The organism is Novosphingobium sp. PhB165 (assembly GCF_004341845.1).
GTDB lineage: Bacteria > Pseudomonadota > Alphaproteobacteria > Sphingomonadales > Sphingomonadaceae > Novosphingobium.
The window spans coordinates 303295-320862 of sequence record NZ_SLVB01000001.1; the positions used below are offsets into that span (position 1 = coordinate 303295).

At 65.9% G+C, this 17568-nt stretch carries 18 protein-coding genes; 4 read left to right on the forward strand and 14 right to left on the reverse strand.

Annotated features, from left to right (window positions below):
* Positions 1–2: 2 nt before the first annotated feature.
* The 6 genes from EDF56_RS01575 to EDF56_RS01600 all read right to left on the reverse strand — a co-directional run bounded on the left by EDF56_RS01575 (position 3) and on the right by EDF56_RS01600 (position 5456).
* A complete protein-coding gene (locus EDF56_RS01575; protein ID WP_132384978.1) occupies positions 3–710 on the reverse strand; it encodes an HAD family hydrolase in 708 nt (235 codons plus the stop codon).
* Complete coding sequence (locus tag EDF56_RS01580) at positions 707–2179, reverse strand: aspartate aminotransferase family protein (protein ID WP_132384979.1); 1473 nt, start codon at positions 2177–2179, stop codon at positions 707–709. Before EDF56_RS01580 ends, EDF56_RS01575 begins: the two co-directional genes overlap by 4 nt.
* Before the next feature lie 171 nt (positions 2180–2350).
* Positions 2351–3334, reverse strand: coding sequence for an FAD:protein FMN transferase (locus EDF56_RS01585; RefSeq protein WP_243652325.1), 984 nt, complete (start codon positions 3332–3334; stop codon positions 2351–2353).
* A gap of 10 nt (positions 3335–3344) precedes the next feature.
* On the reverse strand, positions 3345–4307 hold the full coding sequence (locus tag EDF56_RS01590) for a DUF4198 domain-containing protein (RefSeq protein ID WP_132384980.1): 963 nt from the start codon (positions 4305–4307) through the stop codon (positions 3345–3347).
* A gap of 16 nt (positions 4308–4323) precedes the next feature.
* Positions 4324–4800, reverse strand: a complete 477-nt coding sequence (locus EDF56_RS01595; RefSeq protein ID WP_165912056.1) for a DUF2271 domain-containing protein — start codon at positions 4798–4800, stop codon at positions 4324–4326.
* 11 nt (positions 4801–4811) lie between these two features.
* Complete coding sequence (locus EDF56_RS01600; protein WP_132384982.1) at positions 4812–5456, reverse strand: PepSY-associated TM helix domain-containing protein; 645 nt, start codon at positions 5454–5456, stop codon at positions 4812–4814.
* Between the two features lie 354 nt (positions 5457–5810).
* On the opposite strand from EDF56_RS01600, the gene EDF56_RS26565 reads away from it, so the two are divergent.
* Positions 5811–6602 carry an energy transducer TonB gene (locus tag EDF56_RS26565; RefSeq protein ID WP_279389692.1) on the forward strand — a complete coding sequence of 264 codons (792 nt, stop codon included), beginning with the start codon at positions 5811–5813 and terminating at the stop codon, positions 6600–6602.
* Between the two features lie 98 nt (positions 6603–6700).
* A complete protein-coding gene (locus EDF56_RS01610; RefSeq protein ID WP_243652326.1) occupies positions 6701–7771 on the forward strand; it encodes an alpha-hydroxy acid oxidase in 1071 nt (356 codons plus the stop codon).
* A gap of 9 nt (positions 7772–7780) precedes the next feature.
* Here the strand turns inward: EDF56_RS01610 and EDF56_RS01615 are convergent, their stop codons facing one another.
* The 8 genes from EDF56_RS01615 to EDF56_RS01650 form a co-directional block, all read right to left on the reverse strand.
* Positions 7781–8215 carry a GtrA family protein gene (locus EDF56_RS01615; RefSeq protein WP_243652327.1) on the reverse strand — a complete coding sequence of 145 codons (435 nt, stop codon included), beginning with the start codon at positions 8213–8215 and terminating at the stop codon, positions 7781–7783.
* A complete protein-coding gene (locus EDF56_RS01620; RefSeq protein ID WP_132384983.1) occupies positions 8215–9843 on the reverse strand; it encodes an NAD(P)/FAD-dependent oxidoreductase in 1629 nt (542 codons plus the stop codon). The genes EDF56_RS01615 and EDF56_RS01620 overlap by 1 nt, the downstream gene beginning before the upstream one ends.
* A gap of 151 nt (positions 9844–9994) precedes the next feature.
* Positions 9995–11374, reverse strand: coding sequence for an amino acid permease (locus tag EDF56_RS01625; RefSeq protein ID WP_243652407.1), 1380 nt, complete (start codon positions 11372–11374; stop codon positions 9995–9997).
* A gap of 140 nt (positions 11375–11514) precedes the next feature.
* Positions 11515–12300 carry an SDR family oxidoreductase gene (locus tag EDF56_RS01630; protein WP_132384985.1) on the reverse strand — a complete coding sequence of 262 codons (786 nt, stop codon included), beginning with the start codon at positions 12298–12300 and terminating at the stop codon, positions 11515–11517.
* Between the two features lie 12 nt (positions 12301–12312).
* Positions 12313–13083: an SDR family oxidoreductase gene (locus EDF56_RS01635; RefSeq protein WP_132384986.1), complete on the reverse strand. Its 771-nt coding sequence runs from the start codon at positions 13081–13083 to the stop codon at positions 12313–12315.
* Positions 13080–13901 (reverse strand): NAD(P)-dependent oxidoreductase, encoded by an 822-nt coding sequence (locus EDF56_RS01640; RefSeq protein WP_132384987.1) that lies wholly within the window; start codon positions 13899–13901, stop codon positions 13080–13082. The genes EDF56_RS01635 and EDF56_RS01640 overlap by 4 nt, the downstream gene beginning before the upstream one ends.
* Entirely contained in the window at positions 13894–14676 is a 783-nt protein-coding gene (locus EDF56_RS01645) for a carboxymuconolactone decarboxylase family protein (RefSeq protein ID WP_132384988.1), read from the reverse strand. Before EDF56_RS01645 ends, EDF56_RS01640 begins: the two co-directional genes overlap by 8 nt.
* A 10-nt stretch (positions 14677–14686) precedes the next feature.
* A complete protein-coding gene (locus tag EDF56_RS01650) occupies positions 14687–16159 on the reverse strand; it encodes an aldehyde dehydrogenase family protein (protein ID WP_132384989.1) in 1473 nt (490 codons plus the stop codon).
* A 159-nt stretch (positions 16160–16318) separates the two neighbouring features.
* On the opposite strand from EDF56_RS01650, the gene EDF56_RS01655 reads away from it, so the two are divergent.
* Positions 16319–17011 carry an FCD domain-containing protein gene (locus EDF56_RS01655; protein ID WP_243652328.1) on the forward strand — a complete coding sequence of 231 codons (693 nt, stop codon included), beginning with the start codon at positions 16319–16321 and terminating at the stop codon, positions 17009–17011.
* A gap of 190 nt (positions 17012–17201) precedes the next feature.
* On the forward strand, positions 17202–17513 hold the full coding sequence (locus EDF56_RS01660) for a hypothetical protein (RefSeq protein WP_132384991.1): 312 nt from the start codon (positions 17202–17204) through the stop codon (positions 17511–17513).
* Positions 17514–17568: the final 55 nt, after the last annotated feature.

Consider the following 17568-nt stretch of genomic DNA (forward strand, 5'->3'; position numbering starts at 1 on the left):
AACTAGGCAAATCCACGCAGGAGCGGCGCAAATACCGGCTCTTCGTAATGCCGAAAACTGGGGGCGCGGCCATGCGGACGTTGCGCGCGGAGCAGGGCGCGCGTGCCGGCGGCGGTGGCGGCGCGAATGTCGCGATCGATCCGGTCACCGATCAGCAGAGTCTCGCGCGGAGTGGCGCCGGCGCGCGCCATTACCGCGTTCAGTCCGGACGGGTCGGGCTTGAGCCGCCCGACACCTTCGTCTCCCGCCCAGATTTCGTGATCGGCCACAAGGCCGAGCGCGGCGAGCTTGGCGGTCACGGGAAAGTCGGACCAGACCGCGATGGTCCGCCCGCTCGCCCGGATCGCGGCGAACAGGCGGTCGATCCCGCGTGCCTTGAAGCGCGGCAGATGCTGGAGCGGACGGCGCTCCATCCATTCCTCCACCAGCGCACGCACTTCGCGTTCGGGGCGGCGGCTTAGCTCTGCGGTCAGGCGGTATTGCTCGGCGGCGAAATCGCCATGGTCCTTCAACGCCGGTCCGTCGCCCAAGAGTTCGCGCACCTGCCGGAAGTGGCGCAGCGTGCGCAAGGTTTGCGTGCTGCGGCGGCTGAGGCAATCGAGCCCCAGTTCCCGCGCCATCGCAAGGCGTAGCGGCGGCTGATCGTAAAGCGTCCCATCAAGGTCGAACACCACCAGCCGCACGTCGGCCCAGGCGATGGCAACCGTCATCGGCGCAGCACGCGCCTGACGTTCTTGTACACGAAGCGCACCGTGGCCTCGGCAATGCCGCGCCCCAGCACGTCATCGAGCGCGGCAATCAGCCGGTCGATCTGCTCTTCGGTCACCACGTAGGGCGGCATGAAGTGGATGAGATCGCGCGCGCCGGGCTGGAAATGGGCGAGAATGCCGTGCCGCTCGAACAGGTCGCGGGTGAGCGAGCCGACCAGCACCGTCTCCCAGGTGACGAAGAGCTGGTTCTTGCGAATATCGAGGAATTTTTCCGCCATGAACTGGCCGAAATTGAGTTCGATAGCCTGAAAGCAGCCCTTGCCGCGCAGCGAGGCGATGCAGCGCGGATACTTGGCCTGAAGCCGTTCGAGCCCCGCGCGCAAGTAGGCACCCATGGCTCCGGCGCGCTCGATCAGGCGCTCCTCGTCGAGTACATTGAGCGTTTCGATGGCGACTGCGCAACTCTCGCCCATGCCGGAGAAGCTTGAACTGTGCAGGTTGCAGTCCTGCGTGTTGCCATAGGCCTTGTCGAATAGCGCCTGCGAGGTGACCATCGCGCCCATCTCGCGCTTGCCGCCGCCCAGCGTCTTGGCCAGCGTGACCACGTCGGGCACCGCGTCCTCGTGCTGGAAGGCGCAGAACAGGCCGGTGCGGCCCATGCCGACTTTGACCTCGTCGAAGATCGTCAGGATGTCCGCCGCGCGGCAGGCCTCGACCAGTTCGGTGAAGTATCCCGGCGGCGGGGATTCGCAGGAAGTGCCCCGCAGCGTCTCGATCATCACCGCGATGATGCCGTTGTCGGCGCCGCCCTCGCGGGCAATCGCCTCGCGGACCGAGGCGATGTCGCCGTAGCGGCAGAAAATCACATTCTCCCTAGGCACGCCCATCAGGAAGCCGGTCTGTACGTCGGTGGCGGTGGTGACCGAGAGCGGCCCGTGGGTCTTGCCGTGGAAGGCGCCCTGCATGCAGAGGAATTTGGTCTTGCCCTTGGGAGTCTGCACGCGTTCGCACAGCTTCATCGCCGCTTCGTTGGCCTCGGCGCCCGAGACCGCGAGGAACGAGACGTCGAGGGGCTCGGGCAGGAACCGCGCGATATTGTAAGCTAGCGCGCCTTGCAGCTTGTGCGGGGCGATCTTGATGCAGTCGAGCACCAGTTCGTCATGGCAGCGCCGTTCGGCAGCGATGATCCGGGGATGGTTGTGGCCCAGCCCCAGCACCCCGAATCCGCCCGAGTAATCGAGGATCCGCCGCCCGTCGCGCAGCACGATCTCGCAGCCCTGCGCGCTGACGATGTCCATGTTCCGCAGGCCGAGGATATCGTAGACCTGCAACATGTAGCGGTTGAGGTGCGTGGCGTAGAGTTCCATGGCCCGCGCGTTGTCGAGCGCAAGACTCTCATCGAGCGTCAGCAGTCGGCGGTCCAGTTCACGGTCGCGCCGCGGAGCCTCGATCTTCGAATAAGCCGTCACCCGCCGCGTCTCCCAGTTTTCTGCACCGACCAGGAGACTAGCCGGAACGGCGCTTCGGCAGAATCTACAGGACCTTATAATCCTGAATCGTCCACGCAGGGAGGGATGTTCTCCATTGGGCTGAATCCCAAGGGGAAAGGGGTAGCACGCGGATGGTATGCGCCGAGCGGTTCAGTCCGCCAGCAAGGCCTCCAGCGCGGAGGTGAGGATTTCCTGCACGGCATTCTCGCGGATCGTCACGAAGCGCGCGGCAAGGCCGTGTTTGGCGGCAAGGGCCGGTCCGTGCTCCGGTCCCGCCACGGTGAGTGCCGAGGCCCAGCCATCCGCCAACATCGCGCTCGGCGCGATGACGCTGACCGATGCGAGGCCGTTTTCGGTTGGCCGTCCCGTGCGCGGATCGATGGTATGTTCGCCGCGCCGGTAATTGCCCGAAGTGGCGACGGCGATGTCGTGCAGAGCCAGACGCAGCGACAGGTCGGCGCTGGTCGCGATGCCGGGCGGCGTTTCAAGGTCCACCCACCATGGCTCGCCATCGGGACGCACGCCGCGCCCCGCCAGTTCGCCGCCGATCTCCACCAGCATATGACGCATGCCCATGCCCGCGAGGAGGTCCGCGACGACATCGACTGCATACCCCTTGGCGATGCCGGAAAAATCGAGCGCGAGCCCGCCTGGCTGGCGCAAGCGGCGTGTGGGGGCGTCCCATGTCAGGCGAGTCCAGCCGGAAGCTTCGCGTGCGGCGGTAACGGCAAGCGCATCCGGCACTGGCTTCGGCCCCGGCGGCCCGAAGCCCCAGAGATCGACGAGACGCCCGATGGCGGGATCGAAAGCGCCCCCACTGGCCTCGGCAATGGCGAGCCCGGCGCCGATCACTGCTGCGAAATCGTCAGGGAGGACGGCCCAGCTTCCCGCAGGCGCCCGGTTGAACCGGCAGAGGAGCGATTCCGGCTCCCAGTGGCTCATCTCGGCAATGATGGTGGCAAGCCGGGCTTCCACGGCCGCGCGGATGGCGGGCACATCGGTGCCTTCGGGCGCGGCGAAGCGAAGGCTCCAGGTCGTGCCCATGGTCTCCCCATGCAGTTCGCCGACTGCGATCCGGGGATCGCAGTCGGCGAAGGCATGGGCATCTATATGCGCGGGAAGCGCAATGCGCATCGGAGATCCCTTAGGGTGCGGGGACTTCGAGCGTGGTGGTGTAGCTCATCCGGCGTTCAGCCGCGCGCGAATCCGAGGCGTGGTTGTCGGTCGCGGTGACGTTGAGCCAGTAAACTCCGGCGAAGGGCCACTTGACCTCGACCGTGCCGTCGGCGCCGGTGGTGAGGCTCAAGGCATGCTCGCCGTCGCGGAAGCGCTTGCTGCCCGGAATGACGGTGACGGTGAGGCCAGCAGCGGGCTTGCCGTCGATCAGGAAGCGGAAGCGCGCGGGCTCGTTGGAAACGAGATCGTCGGGGTGGGTGACCGGATCGAACTCAAGGCCCTTGCCGGTGGGCGCGAGAACGGTCTTGGTCGGTTCGCCCGCAGTCACGAAGAACTCGTTGCGGCTGATCGATTCGGTGAGCTTGATGTCGGTGGCGCCGGCCGGAATCTCGGCCACGCTGGCAACCGACTTGGCGGGCGCGAAACCGCCTTCACCGCCGGGGCGCGGACCACCTTCGCCGCCGGCAGGACGAGGAGCGCCCTCGGGACGTGCACCTTCCGGGCGAGCGGCACCGGGACCGCCGGGGCCCATGCCGGCCGCACCGGGCGGCGGACCGCGACGGGCGCCAACGCGCCAGGTCTCGCCATTCAGCGAGAACGTGCCGCCAAGATTGCTGGAGAAAGTGCCGATCTTCCACGTCCCGGCCTTGTCCACCTGAACGTCGAACATCGAGCGATAACGCCCGGTTGCCGCGTTCTGGATCCGGCCCTTGCTGCCATCGGGCTGGGTGACCTGGATCTGGTCGGTCTGCATCGGGAAGTGGTCGGGATCGAACAGGTCATTCGAAACTGCCGCGTCCACCGTCACCCAGCCGTCGGTCCCGGCCAGCGTCGTTACCGAGGGCAGCAGCCACTGGCGGTGCGCCGAAGCGGCGGTGGGAAGCGCAAGAAGCGCAGCTGCGGCGAGCAGCCCGGTTGCATAAGCCTTCATGTCTGGAAAACCCCCGTTATCGAGAAAGCGTGATGGTGCCGAGTTCGGCCTTGCCGCTCGACTTGGCATTGGCGGCGGGCACCGTGATCGGCACGGTGACGAGTTCGCGGCCACCGGTTTCGCGCGCGGCCTCCACATTGAGCACGTAGCTGCCCGGCTTGAGGTCGGCAGGCAGCGGGATCGTCTGCGCACCGGGGCCGCGCGTGGGGCCGCTCACGCCATCGGCGGGAAGCGCCATGCTGCGCCCGCCCTTGCGCCACCAGGAGCGCAAGTCCGCCAGCCACTTGGTGCCGGGTTCGTTGCCCTTCTTCTTGACGTCGTACCACACCGCGATGGTGCGGGCCGGTCCACCGGCTGTCGGCTCCAGCCAGACTGCAACGTAGGGCTTGTGATATTCGGCAACCTTGAGCTGCGGGATCGTCACGGTGACCGTGGCGGCAGAGGCCGGCACGGCGACCGCGCCGCCCAGCAGGATCATGGAAGTCAGACGCATCGGTGGATCCTTCAATGGATGAAAACGAGGGCGAGCACGACCGGAAGGACCACGCCGGCAAGCACGATGGGCCAGGTCGAGGGCCGGTGGCGCGCATGGACCTGGAGCAGGAAAAGGCCGGTCACCGTGAAGAGAATGCAGGCGACCGCGAAGACGTCGATGAACCAGAACCACGTGGAGCCCGAATTGCGGCCCTTGTGGAGGTCATTGAGGTAAGAAATCCAGCCACGATCGGTGACTTCGGCGCTGATCTTGCCGCTGGCGCGGTCGATGCTCACCCATGCGTCACCGCCGGGGCGGGGCAGGGCGACATAGACCTCGCTGTCCGACCATTCGCCCGCCTTGCCGGAGGCATCGAGCCCGACTGCCGCATGCACTGCCGCCGCTACGGGAGCGGGCAGGGGGGCATCGTTGCTCTTGGCTTTCAGCGTTGCCAGCAGAGTGGGCGCAAGCTGTCCGCTGCTGTCGGTAACGACGGGCTCGGCGGGAATCGAGGCGGCATGGTTCAGCGTGATTCCGGTGACCGCGAAGAACAGCATCGCCGCAAGCGAGATCGCGGCACTGATCCAGTGCCAGGTATGAAGCTGCTTGACCCACCAGTTCCGCCACTTGCGGGACTTCTTGCGGGGGAAGGTGCGGATCTCGGGAGCGTTCACGGGGAAGGGCCTGGTCAGGAAGGAACTATTCGGAATGGGTGCGAAATGCCGGTTGTTGCGAGGCATTAGCAAGAAGGCCCTTAACACATCGGACCGATTGCGCCAGAGCCTTCTTGCGCGCTGAGCCATAAGCCTTTCGTTCGGCCCGATCGTCAGCTCTGTCGGTGATGTGAGGCTAGCCTTGGACTGACGATGCCTTCGCCCCATTGCCGCGTCTTTCGTCCGGCTTGCCGAATGCCTTTCTCATCGTCCGGGCGCCTGTTGCGAAAGGATCTCGACGGGCCGAACTGTTACAGCTATGAGAATGACTCGCAATAGCTGGGACGGGCGGTCCGTCCCCAGGGGGATTCCACGTTGACTGGACTAGCTACGATCCCGCAATCGGCTCCGATTTCGCGACCGGAATCCGCTCCCCAACGCGCCGTCGCGGGGGGTGAAGTCGTCGCGATGCCGCAGTTCGGCAGTGCGCCATGGCAGGCTTCGGGCCGCTACGGCGAGGAGCGGCGCGCGAATCTGCCCGCCGTCGCGGCGTCCCTGGCGATCGTGGCAGGCATGCTGGCAACGATTCTGGCCATGAATGTTGTCAGTGCAGAGAAGGTGAAACGTCAGCATGTGTCGGTCATCGATCTCGACGTGACGCCGCCGCCTCCGCCGCCCGAGCAGGCGAAGCCGAAGCCCGTGATCCCGCCCCCGGCCTCGCCCATCGTCGCGCCGCCGCCACCCATCGTTCTGACCAATACGCCGCCGCCCATCGCCACCTCGCCGGTGCCGGTGCCCGTTCCGGCGGTGGCTACCGTGGCTGCCGCGCCTGTGGTGTCGCAAAGCGCCGCTCCGGCCGCGCCTGCACCGGCGCCGCGCGTGGAGAACGCGGGCGATCTCTCCTCGAAGATGATCTCGGCCACGCCGCCGCGCTATCCGATCGATTCGCGCCGCAAGCACGAGCAGGGCACCGTGGTACTGACTCTCCTGCTCGATCTCGACGGCAAGGTTGCGGACATTTCGATCTCGAAGAGCAGCGGGTTCGATTCGCTCGACCGCGCCGCGCTCTCCGCCGTGCGCCGCTGGCGCTGGCAGCCTACTCGCCGCGATGGCGCGGCAGTCATGGTGCGCGGGCTTGTCGAGATCCCGTTCGTCCTCCAGACCTGATCGGGTGCGCCGCATCGGCGCCCGGTCCTGTCTTAGGCGCCTGCCCCGAGGAGTTCACCCTGTCCCGCCTGCCGCCGCTTGCCGCGATTCCCGCCGACGTGCGTTCGCTTGCCGATTACGAGCGACGCGCGCGAGACCATTTCGCGGCCGATGCCTGGGAGCATGTGCAGTCGGGCAGCGATGCCGAACTGACGCTCGCCGATAATCGCGCCCAGTTCGACGGCCTTCGCTTCGTGCCGCGCATGTTGCGGGACTTGTCCGGGGGCTCCACCGCGCTCGAATTGTTCGGCCGCCGCTATGCCGCGCCAATCCTGCTTGCCCCGCTCGCCTACCACGGGCTGGCCCATCCGGCGGGCGAACGGGCCAGCATGCAGGCGGCGACCGCGCTCGATACGACCATGGTGGTGAGCACGCTTTCCGGTGTGCCGCTGGAGGAGATCGCGGCCACCGCGCGCGCGGCCGCCAGCGAACTGGACCGCCCGCTGCCGCCCTTGTGGTTCCAACTCTATTTCCAGCCCGACCGCGCACATAGCCTCGAACTCGTGCGCCGCGCAGAAGCGGCGGGTTACGAAGTGCTGGTGGTGACGGTCGACGCCGCGATCAAGCGATCCGAATTCGCGCTGCCGGAAGGCGTTTTCGCAGCGAACCTCACGGCCTTCCCGCGCACCACGCAGCGCGCCGAGCCGGGGGGCGGCCAGATTGTCTTCGGCACACCGCTGGCCGATGCGGCGCCGACATGGGCGGACATCGCATGGCTGCGCGGCGAGACGCGCTTGCCCATCGTCATCAAGGGCCTGCTGTCACCCGAGGATGCGCGGCTCGCTCTGGAGCATGGCGCGGACGGCATCGTCGTCTCCAACCACGGCGGCCGTGTGCTGGACGGCCTCACGACGCCGATGGCGGCGCTGCCGGGCATGGTAGACGCGGTAGAGGGGCGGGTGCCGCTGCTGTTCGACGGCGGGGTGCGGCACGGGACCGATGTGCTCAAGGCGCTGGCGCTGGGGGCCAGCGCGGTCATGGTCGGGCGCCCGCAACTTCATGCGCTGGCGGTCGCGGGCATGACCGGCGTCGCGCACATGCTGCATATCCTGCGCGCGGAATTCGAACTGGCCATGGCGCAAGTCGGCTGCAAGCAGCTCGCCGATATCGACCGCCGCTTGCTGGCCTGAGTTACGCCGTCAGGCGAAGGCTGCGGGGCGGCGGAAGACGATCCGGCGGCGGATTAGCCAGCTCGTGAAGAAGCTGAGACCAATCGCCAGAGCCTTGGTAATCGCGAGGTGCATGCCGAACATGGCGCCCGCGCTGACCACGCCGGTGGTGATCGCAAGTCCGGCCAGGGCGGACAACACGAACAGCGCTTTCTGCCGTGCGCGCGCCATGCCGCCTTCGGCCACGTCGCCCGCGAAAACCACGCGGCTGGCGATCAGCCAGTGGGCAACGATCCCCGCCGAATAACCCGCCGCCGAAGCCGGGCCCGCGGACACCGCAAGCTGCACCAGTAGCCAGAAACAGGCGATGTCGACGCCGAGCGCCAATGCGCTCGCGGCGAGATAGCGCAGGAACGTGTCGCGCATGAGGCGGACGACGAGAGGGTGTTCGGCAAGCATGCGCATCAGGCCGCCTCGCGCTTGCTGCCACCTTCGCTGGATCCGGCGATGCGCGCGGGCACCTCGCGGACCGAGGCGAGCGCGGCGGCCTGATCCGGCGTTGGCGCGCGCGATCCGGGGGCGGCGGGCAGTGCCTTGGTTTCGCCTTCGTCGCCGGCCTCGTGGTATTCGGCGTCCTCGTTGACGCACCAGGTGTCGTAGATGCGCTCGCCGGCGAGAATGTTCTCGACCGTGAGCATCGCGGTCATCATCGCGTGGTCCTGGTTGTTGTAGCGATGCATGCCGTTGCGGCCGACCAGATGGAGCGAGGGATGGCGCGCTTCCAGTTCTTCGCGCATCGCGGCGACATTGGCGGCATAGTCTTCGTCATAGACCGGGTAGGCCTTTTCCTGACGGACCACGAAGCCGCCGGTCACCTCGTCGGCGCGGCACAGGCCCAGCGTGACCATCTCGCGCGTGGCAAGGGCGACGAGATCGTCGTCCGCCATCGACCACAGCCCGTCGCCTTCGAAGCAGAAGTATTCGAGGCCGACGCAGGCCATCTCGTCGTCGGGCACCATTTCCGGCGACCACGAGCGGAAGTTCTGGATACGGCCGACTTTCACCTTGCTGTCATGGATGTAGATCCAGTTGTCCGGGAACAGGTCGTCTGCACGGATCTTGAGAGCGACAGTGAGGAAGTCGCGGTATTTGAGCTCGCTGGCTTGCAGAGTGGTCTGCGGAAGCGGATGCAGGCGTGCGGCCAGCTCGCGCATCGGCGCGGAGCTGATCGCATGAGCGGCGCGAATGGTCACGTCGCCCTCGCCGGAATCGGCGGTGAGGCGCCAGCCGCCCTGACCGTCGCTGGCGAGCTGGCGCAAGGCGTGGCCCATCAGGACTTCGCCCTTGCCGCTCTCGACGATCCGGTCGCGCGCGGCTTCCCACATCATGCCGGGGCCGAGGCGCGGATAGCGGAAGGTTTCGAGCAGGGTCTTCACCGCCTGCCCGTCGTTCGGGCGCTTGTTGAGGCCAAGGCTGCGCCGGAGGCCGTCCGTCACCGCGCCCCAGAGCGAGAGGCCCTTGATGCGCTGGGCGGCCCAGTCGGCGCTCATCTCGTCGCAGGGCATGCCCCAGACCTTCTCGGTATAAGTCTTGAAGAAGATCGAATAGAGCTTCCAGCCGAACTGGTTTGTGGTCCAGTCCTCGAAGCTTTTCACGGTGCGGCGGGGGAACAACTGGGCCTTGGCGAAGCTCGCCATGCACAGCGTCGAGCGCCAGATGCCAAGGTTCCACAGCGCTTCGAAGGCGCGCAGCGGGTAGGAGTAGAACTTGCCCTCGTAATAGATGCGGCTCATCCGCGGACGCTGGATGAAATCGTCGGGCAGGATCTCGTTCCACAAGTCGACGACCTGCTGGCTTTTGGAAAAGAAGCGGTGGCCGCCGATGTCGAAGCGATAGCCTTCATGCTCCACGGTACGGCTAATGCCGCCGACGTAGTGCGGGTCTTTCTCGACAATGGCGACAGTGAGGCCGGCTTTGGTGAGCAGATAGGCCGAGGTCAGGCCTGCCGGCCCGGCTCCGATGATGGCAACATCGACGGCGATCTCGCCATCTTTCGCTTCGCCGGTAAAGTCGGCTGCGCTTGAAAATGACATCTCATGCCCCCCGTAGTAACACGGGGAGGAATGGAAGAAATTGGTTTATGGGCGGTTAAGGCGCTCTTCGTACTCGATTGTGTGTCTGTAAGAACAACAACAGGCGGCTCGCGCCCCACGTACCGAAATCGATACGCGGGGCGCTCAAAACTCAGGCGCGTGCGGCCTTTTCGCGCAGCAGGCCGGTGACCGTGTAGAGCGCGAAGCCGATCACATTCCAGACGACGAAGAATTCGATCGTGCGCAGTTGCAGGCTGGTGAAGAGGTAGGCGCAGCCGAGAATCGTGGCGGGACCGACGAACCAGACCAGCGGCGTCACGAACGGACGCTCGATTTCGGGCGAACGGCGGCGCAGCACCATTACCGCTACGGCCGTGGCGATGAAGGCGGCGAGCGTACCGGCATTGGCGAGCGAGGCGATCTCGTCCAGCGGCATCAGGCCAGAGATCACCGCGGCGACAAGGCCGGTCAGCACGGTGACCGCCACCGGCACGCCGCGCTTGTTGACGGTCGAAAGGCGCTTGGGGAGCAGGCCGTCGCGCGCCATGGCGAAGAACACGCGGCTCTGGCCGAACATGAAGACCATGATGACCGTGGGCATGGCGATCACGGCGGCCATGCCGATCAGCGCGGCAGCGGCGGGATGGTTGAGGCTCTTGAGTACGAAAGCCAGCGGTTCGGGGCTCGGCGCGAAGAGCTGGAAGGGCACCGCACCCAGCGCGGCGGCGGCGACGCCGACATAGACCAGCGTGCAGATTACCATCGAGCCGACGATGCCGATGGTTAGGTCCCGTTTCGGATTCTTGGCTTCCTCGGCTGCGGTCGAGATCGCGTCGAAACCGTAGAAGGCGAAGAAGATGATGGCCGCGGCGCCCATCACGCCGAACTTCTTGCCGTCGATATCGGTGGCGCCGAAGCCGTAGGGCGCGAAGGGATGGAAGTGCGCAAGGTCGAAAGAGGGCAGCGCCAGCGCCACGAAAGCGGCCAGCGCGATCATCTTGATGATGACGAGGATGAAGTTCAGCGTCGCGCTTTCACGCGTGCCGGCCAGCAGCACGCCGGTGACGGCAAGCGCAATGAAGATCGCGGGTACGTCGATCACGCCGCCCGCCAGAAGCGAGTCCGGTACGCCCCAGCCGGCCTGCCGGATAAGGCCCGAGGCGTAGCCGGACCAGCCCACGGAAACCGCCGAACAGACCAGCGTATATTCGAGGATCAGGCTCCAGCCGATTACCCATGCGAGCGCTTCGCCCACCGCGACGTAAGAATAGGTATAGGCACTGCCGGCCTGCGGCGTCAGGCTCGCCATTTCGGCATAGCACAGCGCTGCGCAGGCGCAGACCGCACCGGCAATCGCAAAGGAGAGCACGACGGCAGGCCCGGCAAGACCGGCGGCGACGCCAGTCAGCGTGTAGATGCCGGTGCCGATGATGGCGCCGACACCCAGCGCCATGAGGTGCGGCCAGCCGAGCGACTTCTTCAGCCCGCTCCCGGTGTGCCCCTGCGGCACCAGCGGCTTGCGCCGGGTCATGAAGTTCATCGCTACAGCCTCTCAACCATGATTTTGATCGGCGGCAGGCAGCAGGATTCGTGGCGGAAGGCAAGGCGTGATTGCGCTCCCGCCACAATTTGTTGCGTCAAGTTTGTCTTTTGTTGCGCATCTGGAATATCTTAAGGGCGCATCACCCAGCCGCCGTCGACATGGATGGTCTGTCCGGAAATCCATGCTCCAGCCTGCGAACAGAGCAGCAGCGCGGTGCCGACCAGTTCGTCAGGTTCGCCGCGCGCGCGCAGGGCGCAGGTCATGTTGAGGAACTGGATGAAGGGCGAATCGTCCGGAACCAGCATCTTGCCCGCGTCCGAGGTGACATTGCCCGGGGCGATGGCGTTGCAGGTGATGCCGTCCTTGCCGAACTGCTTGGCGAGCGTGGTGGTCAGGCCGACCAGTGCCAGTTTGGTGATGCCGTAGAGCCCGGTTGCCGGGAAGGCACCACCCGAGGTCTGGTTGATGATCCGGCCGCCGCCGCGTTCGCGCATTGATGGGACAACCGCGCGGGCGCAGAGCAGGGCGCCGTTGAGATTCACCGCGAAGGCCTTGTTCCAGGCGTCGAGGTTGACCGTCTCGCAATTGTCGTAGCTGACGTCCACCATCAGCGCGGCATTGTTGATGAGGATGTCGACGCCGCCGAAAGCCTCCTTCGCGGCGGCGCCCATCGCGAGGGTCGATGCCTCGTCGGAAACGTCCACCTGCACGCCTACGGCCTTGCCGCCCGCCGCCACGATCTCTGCGGCGACGGCCTTGGCGCCATCGCCGTTAAGATCGGCCACGACTACCGAGGCGCCTGCATTGGCAAGGCCCAGCGCATAAGCGCGGCCGATGGAATTGCCGCGTCCGCCGGCGCCGGTGACCACCGCGACTTTGCCGTCGAGGCGGAATTGATCGAGAGTAAATGCCATTGTCCTGTCTCCTCAGCCTGCCGTGATGCCCGCGTCGAGCGAGAGGCAGGCGCCATGAAAGCCCCGTCCGGCCGGAGAGGCGAGCAGCACCACAAGGTCTGCCACGTCCTCCACCTCGACTTGCCCGCGAAGCCCCGAGAAGCGCTTGAGCAGTTCGAAGTCACAGCCTTCGGGCGGCGTGAAGTTGGTCGCGATATTGGTAATCATGCCGCCCGGGGCGACGGCGTTGATGCGGATGGGTTTCTTCTGGAATTCCATCGCCATGGCCTTGGTCATGCCGACAAGGCCCCACTTGCTGGCGCAATAGGCAGCGGCATAGGCCTCACCGATGTAGGACGCGCAGGAGGCGACATTGACCACGGCGCCGTTCACTTCCAGCAAGTGCGGGATCGCGGCTTGCGACAGGAAGAATGGGGCGTTGAGATTGACGTCGATGGTCCGCTCATACTGCGCCTGCGGCATCTGCGGCGTATTGGCGAGGTAGATCAGCCCGGCGACATTGCAGAGCGCGTCGAGCCGGCCGAATTTCTCCACGGCATGGACGATGACGGCCTGACATGCGGCGGGATCGGACAAGTCGGCAGTCTCGCTGCCTACCTGGCGGCCGTGCGGGGCAAGCAGGTCGGCCGTTTCGGCAAGCCCCGCTGCGTTCACATCCACTAGCCAGAGATCACAGCCCGCTTCGGCCAGCTTGAGCGCGGTCATGCGGCCAAGGCCCGAAGCCGCGCCCGTGACGACGGCGGCCTTGCCCGTCATGTCGAGGCTTTTGAAGATCACGCTCATTTCGTCGGTTGCTCCGTTGCAGCCAGGGCCGCGTCGAGAAAGGGATCGGCGGCCAGCGCCAGTGCATTGTCAGGCCCGGCAATCGCGCCGAGCAGGTCGACGTCCTTGCGCAGCAGTTTGCTACCGTGGGCGAAAGCACCGGGCGAGGGCAGCCGGGCGTAGACCTCGAAACCGAAGCTGCGGCCGCTGGAATGCTTGATGAGATCGGCAAGGGCGCCTCGGTCGATGCCGAGTTCTTCGCCCAGCGACAGCGCGGCATGGGCAAGGCCCATATTGGCGGCCATTAGGGCATTGTTGACGATCTTTGCGCGCTGGCCGGAGCCGACCGAACCCAGCAGCACGGTCTTCCCCGCGAAGCTTTCCATTACCGGCAGTGCCTGTACGAAGGCCGCCTCGCTGCCACCGCACATTACGGTGAGCGTGCCGGTTGCCGCGCCCGCGCCGCCGCCGCTGACGGGGGCATCGAGCAAGGAAATGCCGCGCGCATCCGCTTCCTGCGCCAGCCGTTCGCAGGTCTGCGGCAGGATCGTGGAGTGGATGACCAGCACGCTCCCCGGCTTCATCGCCGGTAGAAGCTGCGCGCAGATATCCTCCACGCCCGCATCGTCGACTACGCAGACGCCCACGTGGTCGCAGGCAGCGCCAAGCTCGGCGACTGAGGTGGCACGCGTAGCACCCTTGGCGACGAGATCGTCCGCCGCCTCGGGACGGCGAGCCCAGACGGTGAGGGGGTACCCCGCGTCCAGCATCCGCTGCGCCATCGGCCCGCCTTGCGAGCCGAGGCCGATGAAGCCCGTTCGGGCCTTGTCCTCAGCCATGCCAGGGAAGCCCCTTCGCCACCTTGTCGGTCATTTCCAGCACCACGGACTGAATGCGCGAGGCCTTGGGCCATCCGGCATGCGTGCCGTATTGCAGGCAGAATTCGCGCATTTCCTCAGGCGAGCAATTGCCGCTCGCCATGGCCGCATGGATGTGGCTGCGGATCGGGATCTCGGCCCCGGATTCGCAGACGCCGACCAGCGTGATCCAGCGGCGCGAAGGCTCGTCCAGACCGCGACGGCACCACATCTCCCCGAAGACGAAGTTGTTGATCCCTTCGAGATAGGGCGTCGACGGAGGCCCGGGCGGGAAAGTCATGACTTGCGCGAATTCGTCATGTCCACGCTGGCTGCGCACGGCAGGGTCCCATGGTTCGGGGCAGACCGGCGGGACAGTGGCGGGCGGCAAGCCCAGTTCGTCCGCCACGCGCGTCACCGCGCGGTCGAGCTTTCCGCCGTTGCCCCAGCCGGCATAGACGGCAAGGTGCAGTGCGGCCTCACGCAGTTCGGCCAGAGAGAGCGCCTGCGTGGTCAGCGCGCCGCGCACGAAGTCGTCGATCTGGCTGTTTTCAAGACCGCACGTGACGGCGCTGGCGATGGCGACAAGGAAGCGCGGGCGGCGCGGCAGGCCGGGACGGGTCCAGACTTCGGCGAAGACGAAATCGCGCCACGATTCTTCCAGGAGCGTCGCCGGCGTGTTGGAGGGGCGAGCCGTGACTTCAGCCTCGGTGGCGAGGCCGCGCGCGGCGCGGTCGGCGGGGTCAAGCAGTGCCATCGGTATCTCCTCAGTCCTGCAGGTTGACCCAGACGTTGCGGACCTGCTGGAACTCGCGCAGGCCCTCGATGCCGCCTAGACGGCCGTGTCCGGAATGCTTCATGCCGCCGAACGGCACGCAGGGGGTCATGGCCTCGCCCGATCCGTTGACCTGCACCTGCCCGGCCATCATCTGCCCTGCCACGCGGTGCGCGCGGGTGAGATTGGTGGTGTGGACATAGGCGCCGAGCCCGTAATCGCTGTCGTTGGCAAGCGCGACGGCCTCTTCTTCGCTATCGAACGGAGTGACGACCAGTACCGGACCGAAGACCTCGTTCTTCGCAATCTCGCTTTCGGGAGCGACGCCGGCCAGCACGGTCACCGGGTAGAAGTACCCTTCGCCATGATCGCCATCCATGCGCGCGCCGCCGCAGAGGACTTCACCGCCTTGCGCCACGCCGCGCTGGACCATGCCGTCGATCCGGTCGAGCGCGCCTTGCGAGATCACCGGACCCATGAACGTGTCCATCGCGAAGGGATCGCCCACCTTCACATATCCGGCCATGGCCTTGAGCATCTGGAGATAGGGCTCGTAGACCGCCCGCTCGACCAGCAGGCGCGTGCCGTTGACGCAGCCCTGACCATTGGCGCTGACGGCGCCGGAAAGGCCGCGTTTGGCAGCGGCCTGAAGATCGGCGTCGGCGAAGACTACGACCGCCGATTTTCCGCCCAGTTCAAGGCCGACCGGCTTCAGACTGGCGGCAGCGCTGGCGAGAATCTTCTTCGCGGTGGCGCCGCTACCGATGAATTCGATCTTGTCGATGCCGGGATGCTCGACCATCGCCGCGCCGACATCCGGCCCGCCAGTGACGAGGTTGACCACGCCCGCCGGGAAGCCTGCTTCGTGGATGGCCTCCATCAGCTTCATCAGCGACCAGGGCGCCAGTTCGGGCGCTTTCAGCACCACGCAGTTTCCTGCCGCGAGGGCAGGGGCCATCACCATCGTCGCGGCGAAGAGCGGCCCGTTCCACGGTACGATGATGCCGAGCGTGCCGTAGGGTTCGTACATCACGTAATCGTGCGCAGGGCCGCCCCAGGTGGAGACGGTGCGCCCGTCGATCTTGTCCGCCCAGCCGCCGAAATAGCGGAACTTCTGCGCGGCATCGAGGCTCATGTGGCCGCCCGCGATCAGGATCGAGCCGTTCTCGGCCGTGAGCAGCGGCGACATTTCGGCCGCCTTGGCCTCGATGACCGAGGCGAGGCGAAACATCAGGTCGCGGCGCTTGTCGCCCGGCAGCGCACGCCATGCGGGCTGCGCGGCCTTGGCGGCGGCGACGGCGCGATCGACGTCGGCCGGACTGGCCAGCCGGACCTCGCGCGTGACGCGGCCGGTGCCGGGGTAGACGTGGTCCCACAGGGCGCCGCTGCCGCCGCTGGCGCGTTCCTCGCCGATGACCAGCGAGATCTCGGGAAATGCCGAAATATCCGGATGTTGGAAGCCCATCCTCGTACCATTCCTCTCCAATGGCGGCGCTTGTGACCGCTTCAGTTCGAGGCGAAGGGTATTGAGGCAAATATGAGCGGTCAATTGACTTGATTTCACCGAAATTGGGGTGAAAATAGACCTTAATCGATAATAATACGCCTATTAATGGAGAGTGCGATGACCGGAACGGCGGGACGGCGAAAGGGCACCAATCTGGTGGCGCGCACGGCGGGAACCCTGCGTGAGCGGATCTTCGCGCAGGCGCCGGGCACGCTGCTTGGCTCGCTGCACGAATTGGCGCGCGAACTGGAAGTGGGCATCGTGACGCTTCAGCAGGCCGCGCGCGTGCTGGAGCACGAGGGCCTTCTGGAAGTGCGGCGCGGTCCGGGTGGCGGTTACTACGGTGCGCGGCCGGACGATGCCGCGCTCGAACGCGCGCTCTCCTCCTACATGCGCATGAATCCGGCGGGCTATGAGGAAGCGCTCGACATGACCTCGCTGCTGTTCACCGAACTGGCGACAGCGGCGGCGGGCTGCACCAGCACTTCCTTGCGGGCGCGGCTGAAGGCGCTGGGGGAAGAGGCCGGGCAATGCCGCGACATGGCCGAGTTCGGGCGTTTCGAGGAAGCGTTTCAGGAACTGCTGTTCCAGATGGTGCGCCGCCCGTTGTTCGAGATGCTAACGCGGGTAACGCTCCACCACGCCGCTCTGGAAGGCGGGACGGTGACCGATGTCGCGGGGATCGGCGTGGAGAACTGGCGCGATGGGAGGAGGCGGATCATTGCCGCGATTCTGTCTGGCGATCCCGATCTCGCGCGGTTCGAGGCGAACCGTCAGAACCGCGCCGTCGTGATGGCGCAGAGGGCCTGAGTTTTCCATTTTGGGACAGGGAACCGTTCCGAGTCGCGGATTGTTACGTAAGGGCAGGCCAAATCCTCCAACCCCGCCAGCCGCTTGCGAGTTTGGGAAAAAATCTTTGGGCTTAGCCAAAATATAGCGTTCTCCCTTAAGGGAAATCAGTTAAAGTGGTTTGTGCAGCAGAACAGGGGTCCTTTGGCTTATGTCAAAAGATGCACGTATATATTCGATCGACGGCGGCGCACTTCCTGCACAGTCCGACGCAAAAAGCTTGACCAATCAACTCGATGAAATCCTTGGCCTGCTTCATGCAGAGTTTCCGGAAGCGGCGGCCATCACCCTCGATTTCAACGGCAAGCTTCACGTTCATATGGATGTCCGCAAGGGTGAGGATGTACCCCTGCTTGAGGAGCGACTTTCGCTGCTTGAAGAGGGGATGTTCACGCAAGTTGGGCGTGGGGCGACCCCGGGTCATCCGTTCTCGCACCGCATCTCCGCGCTGATCGCCAGGTAAGCTTCGGGATAACGCTTAAGCGACTGACGGGCGCCGCAATCAACGACGGCGTCTG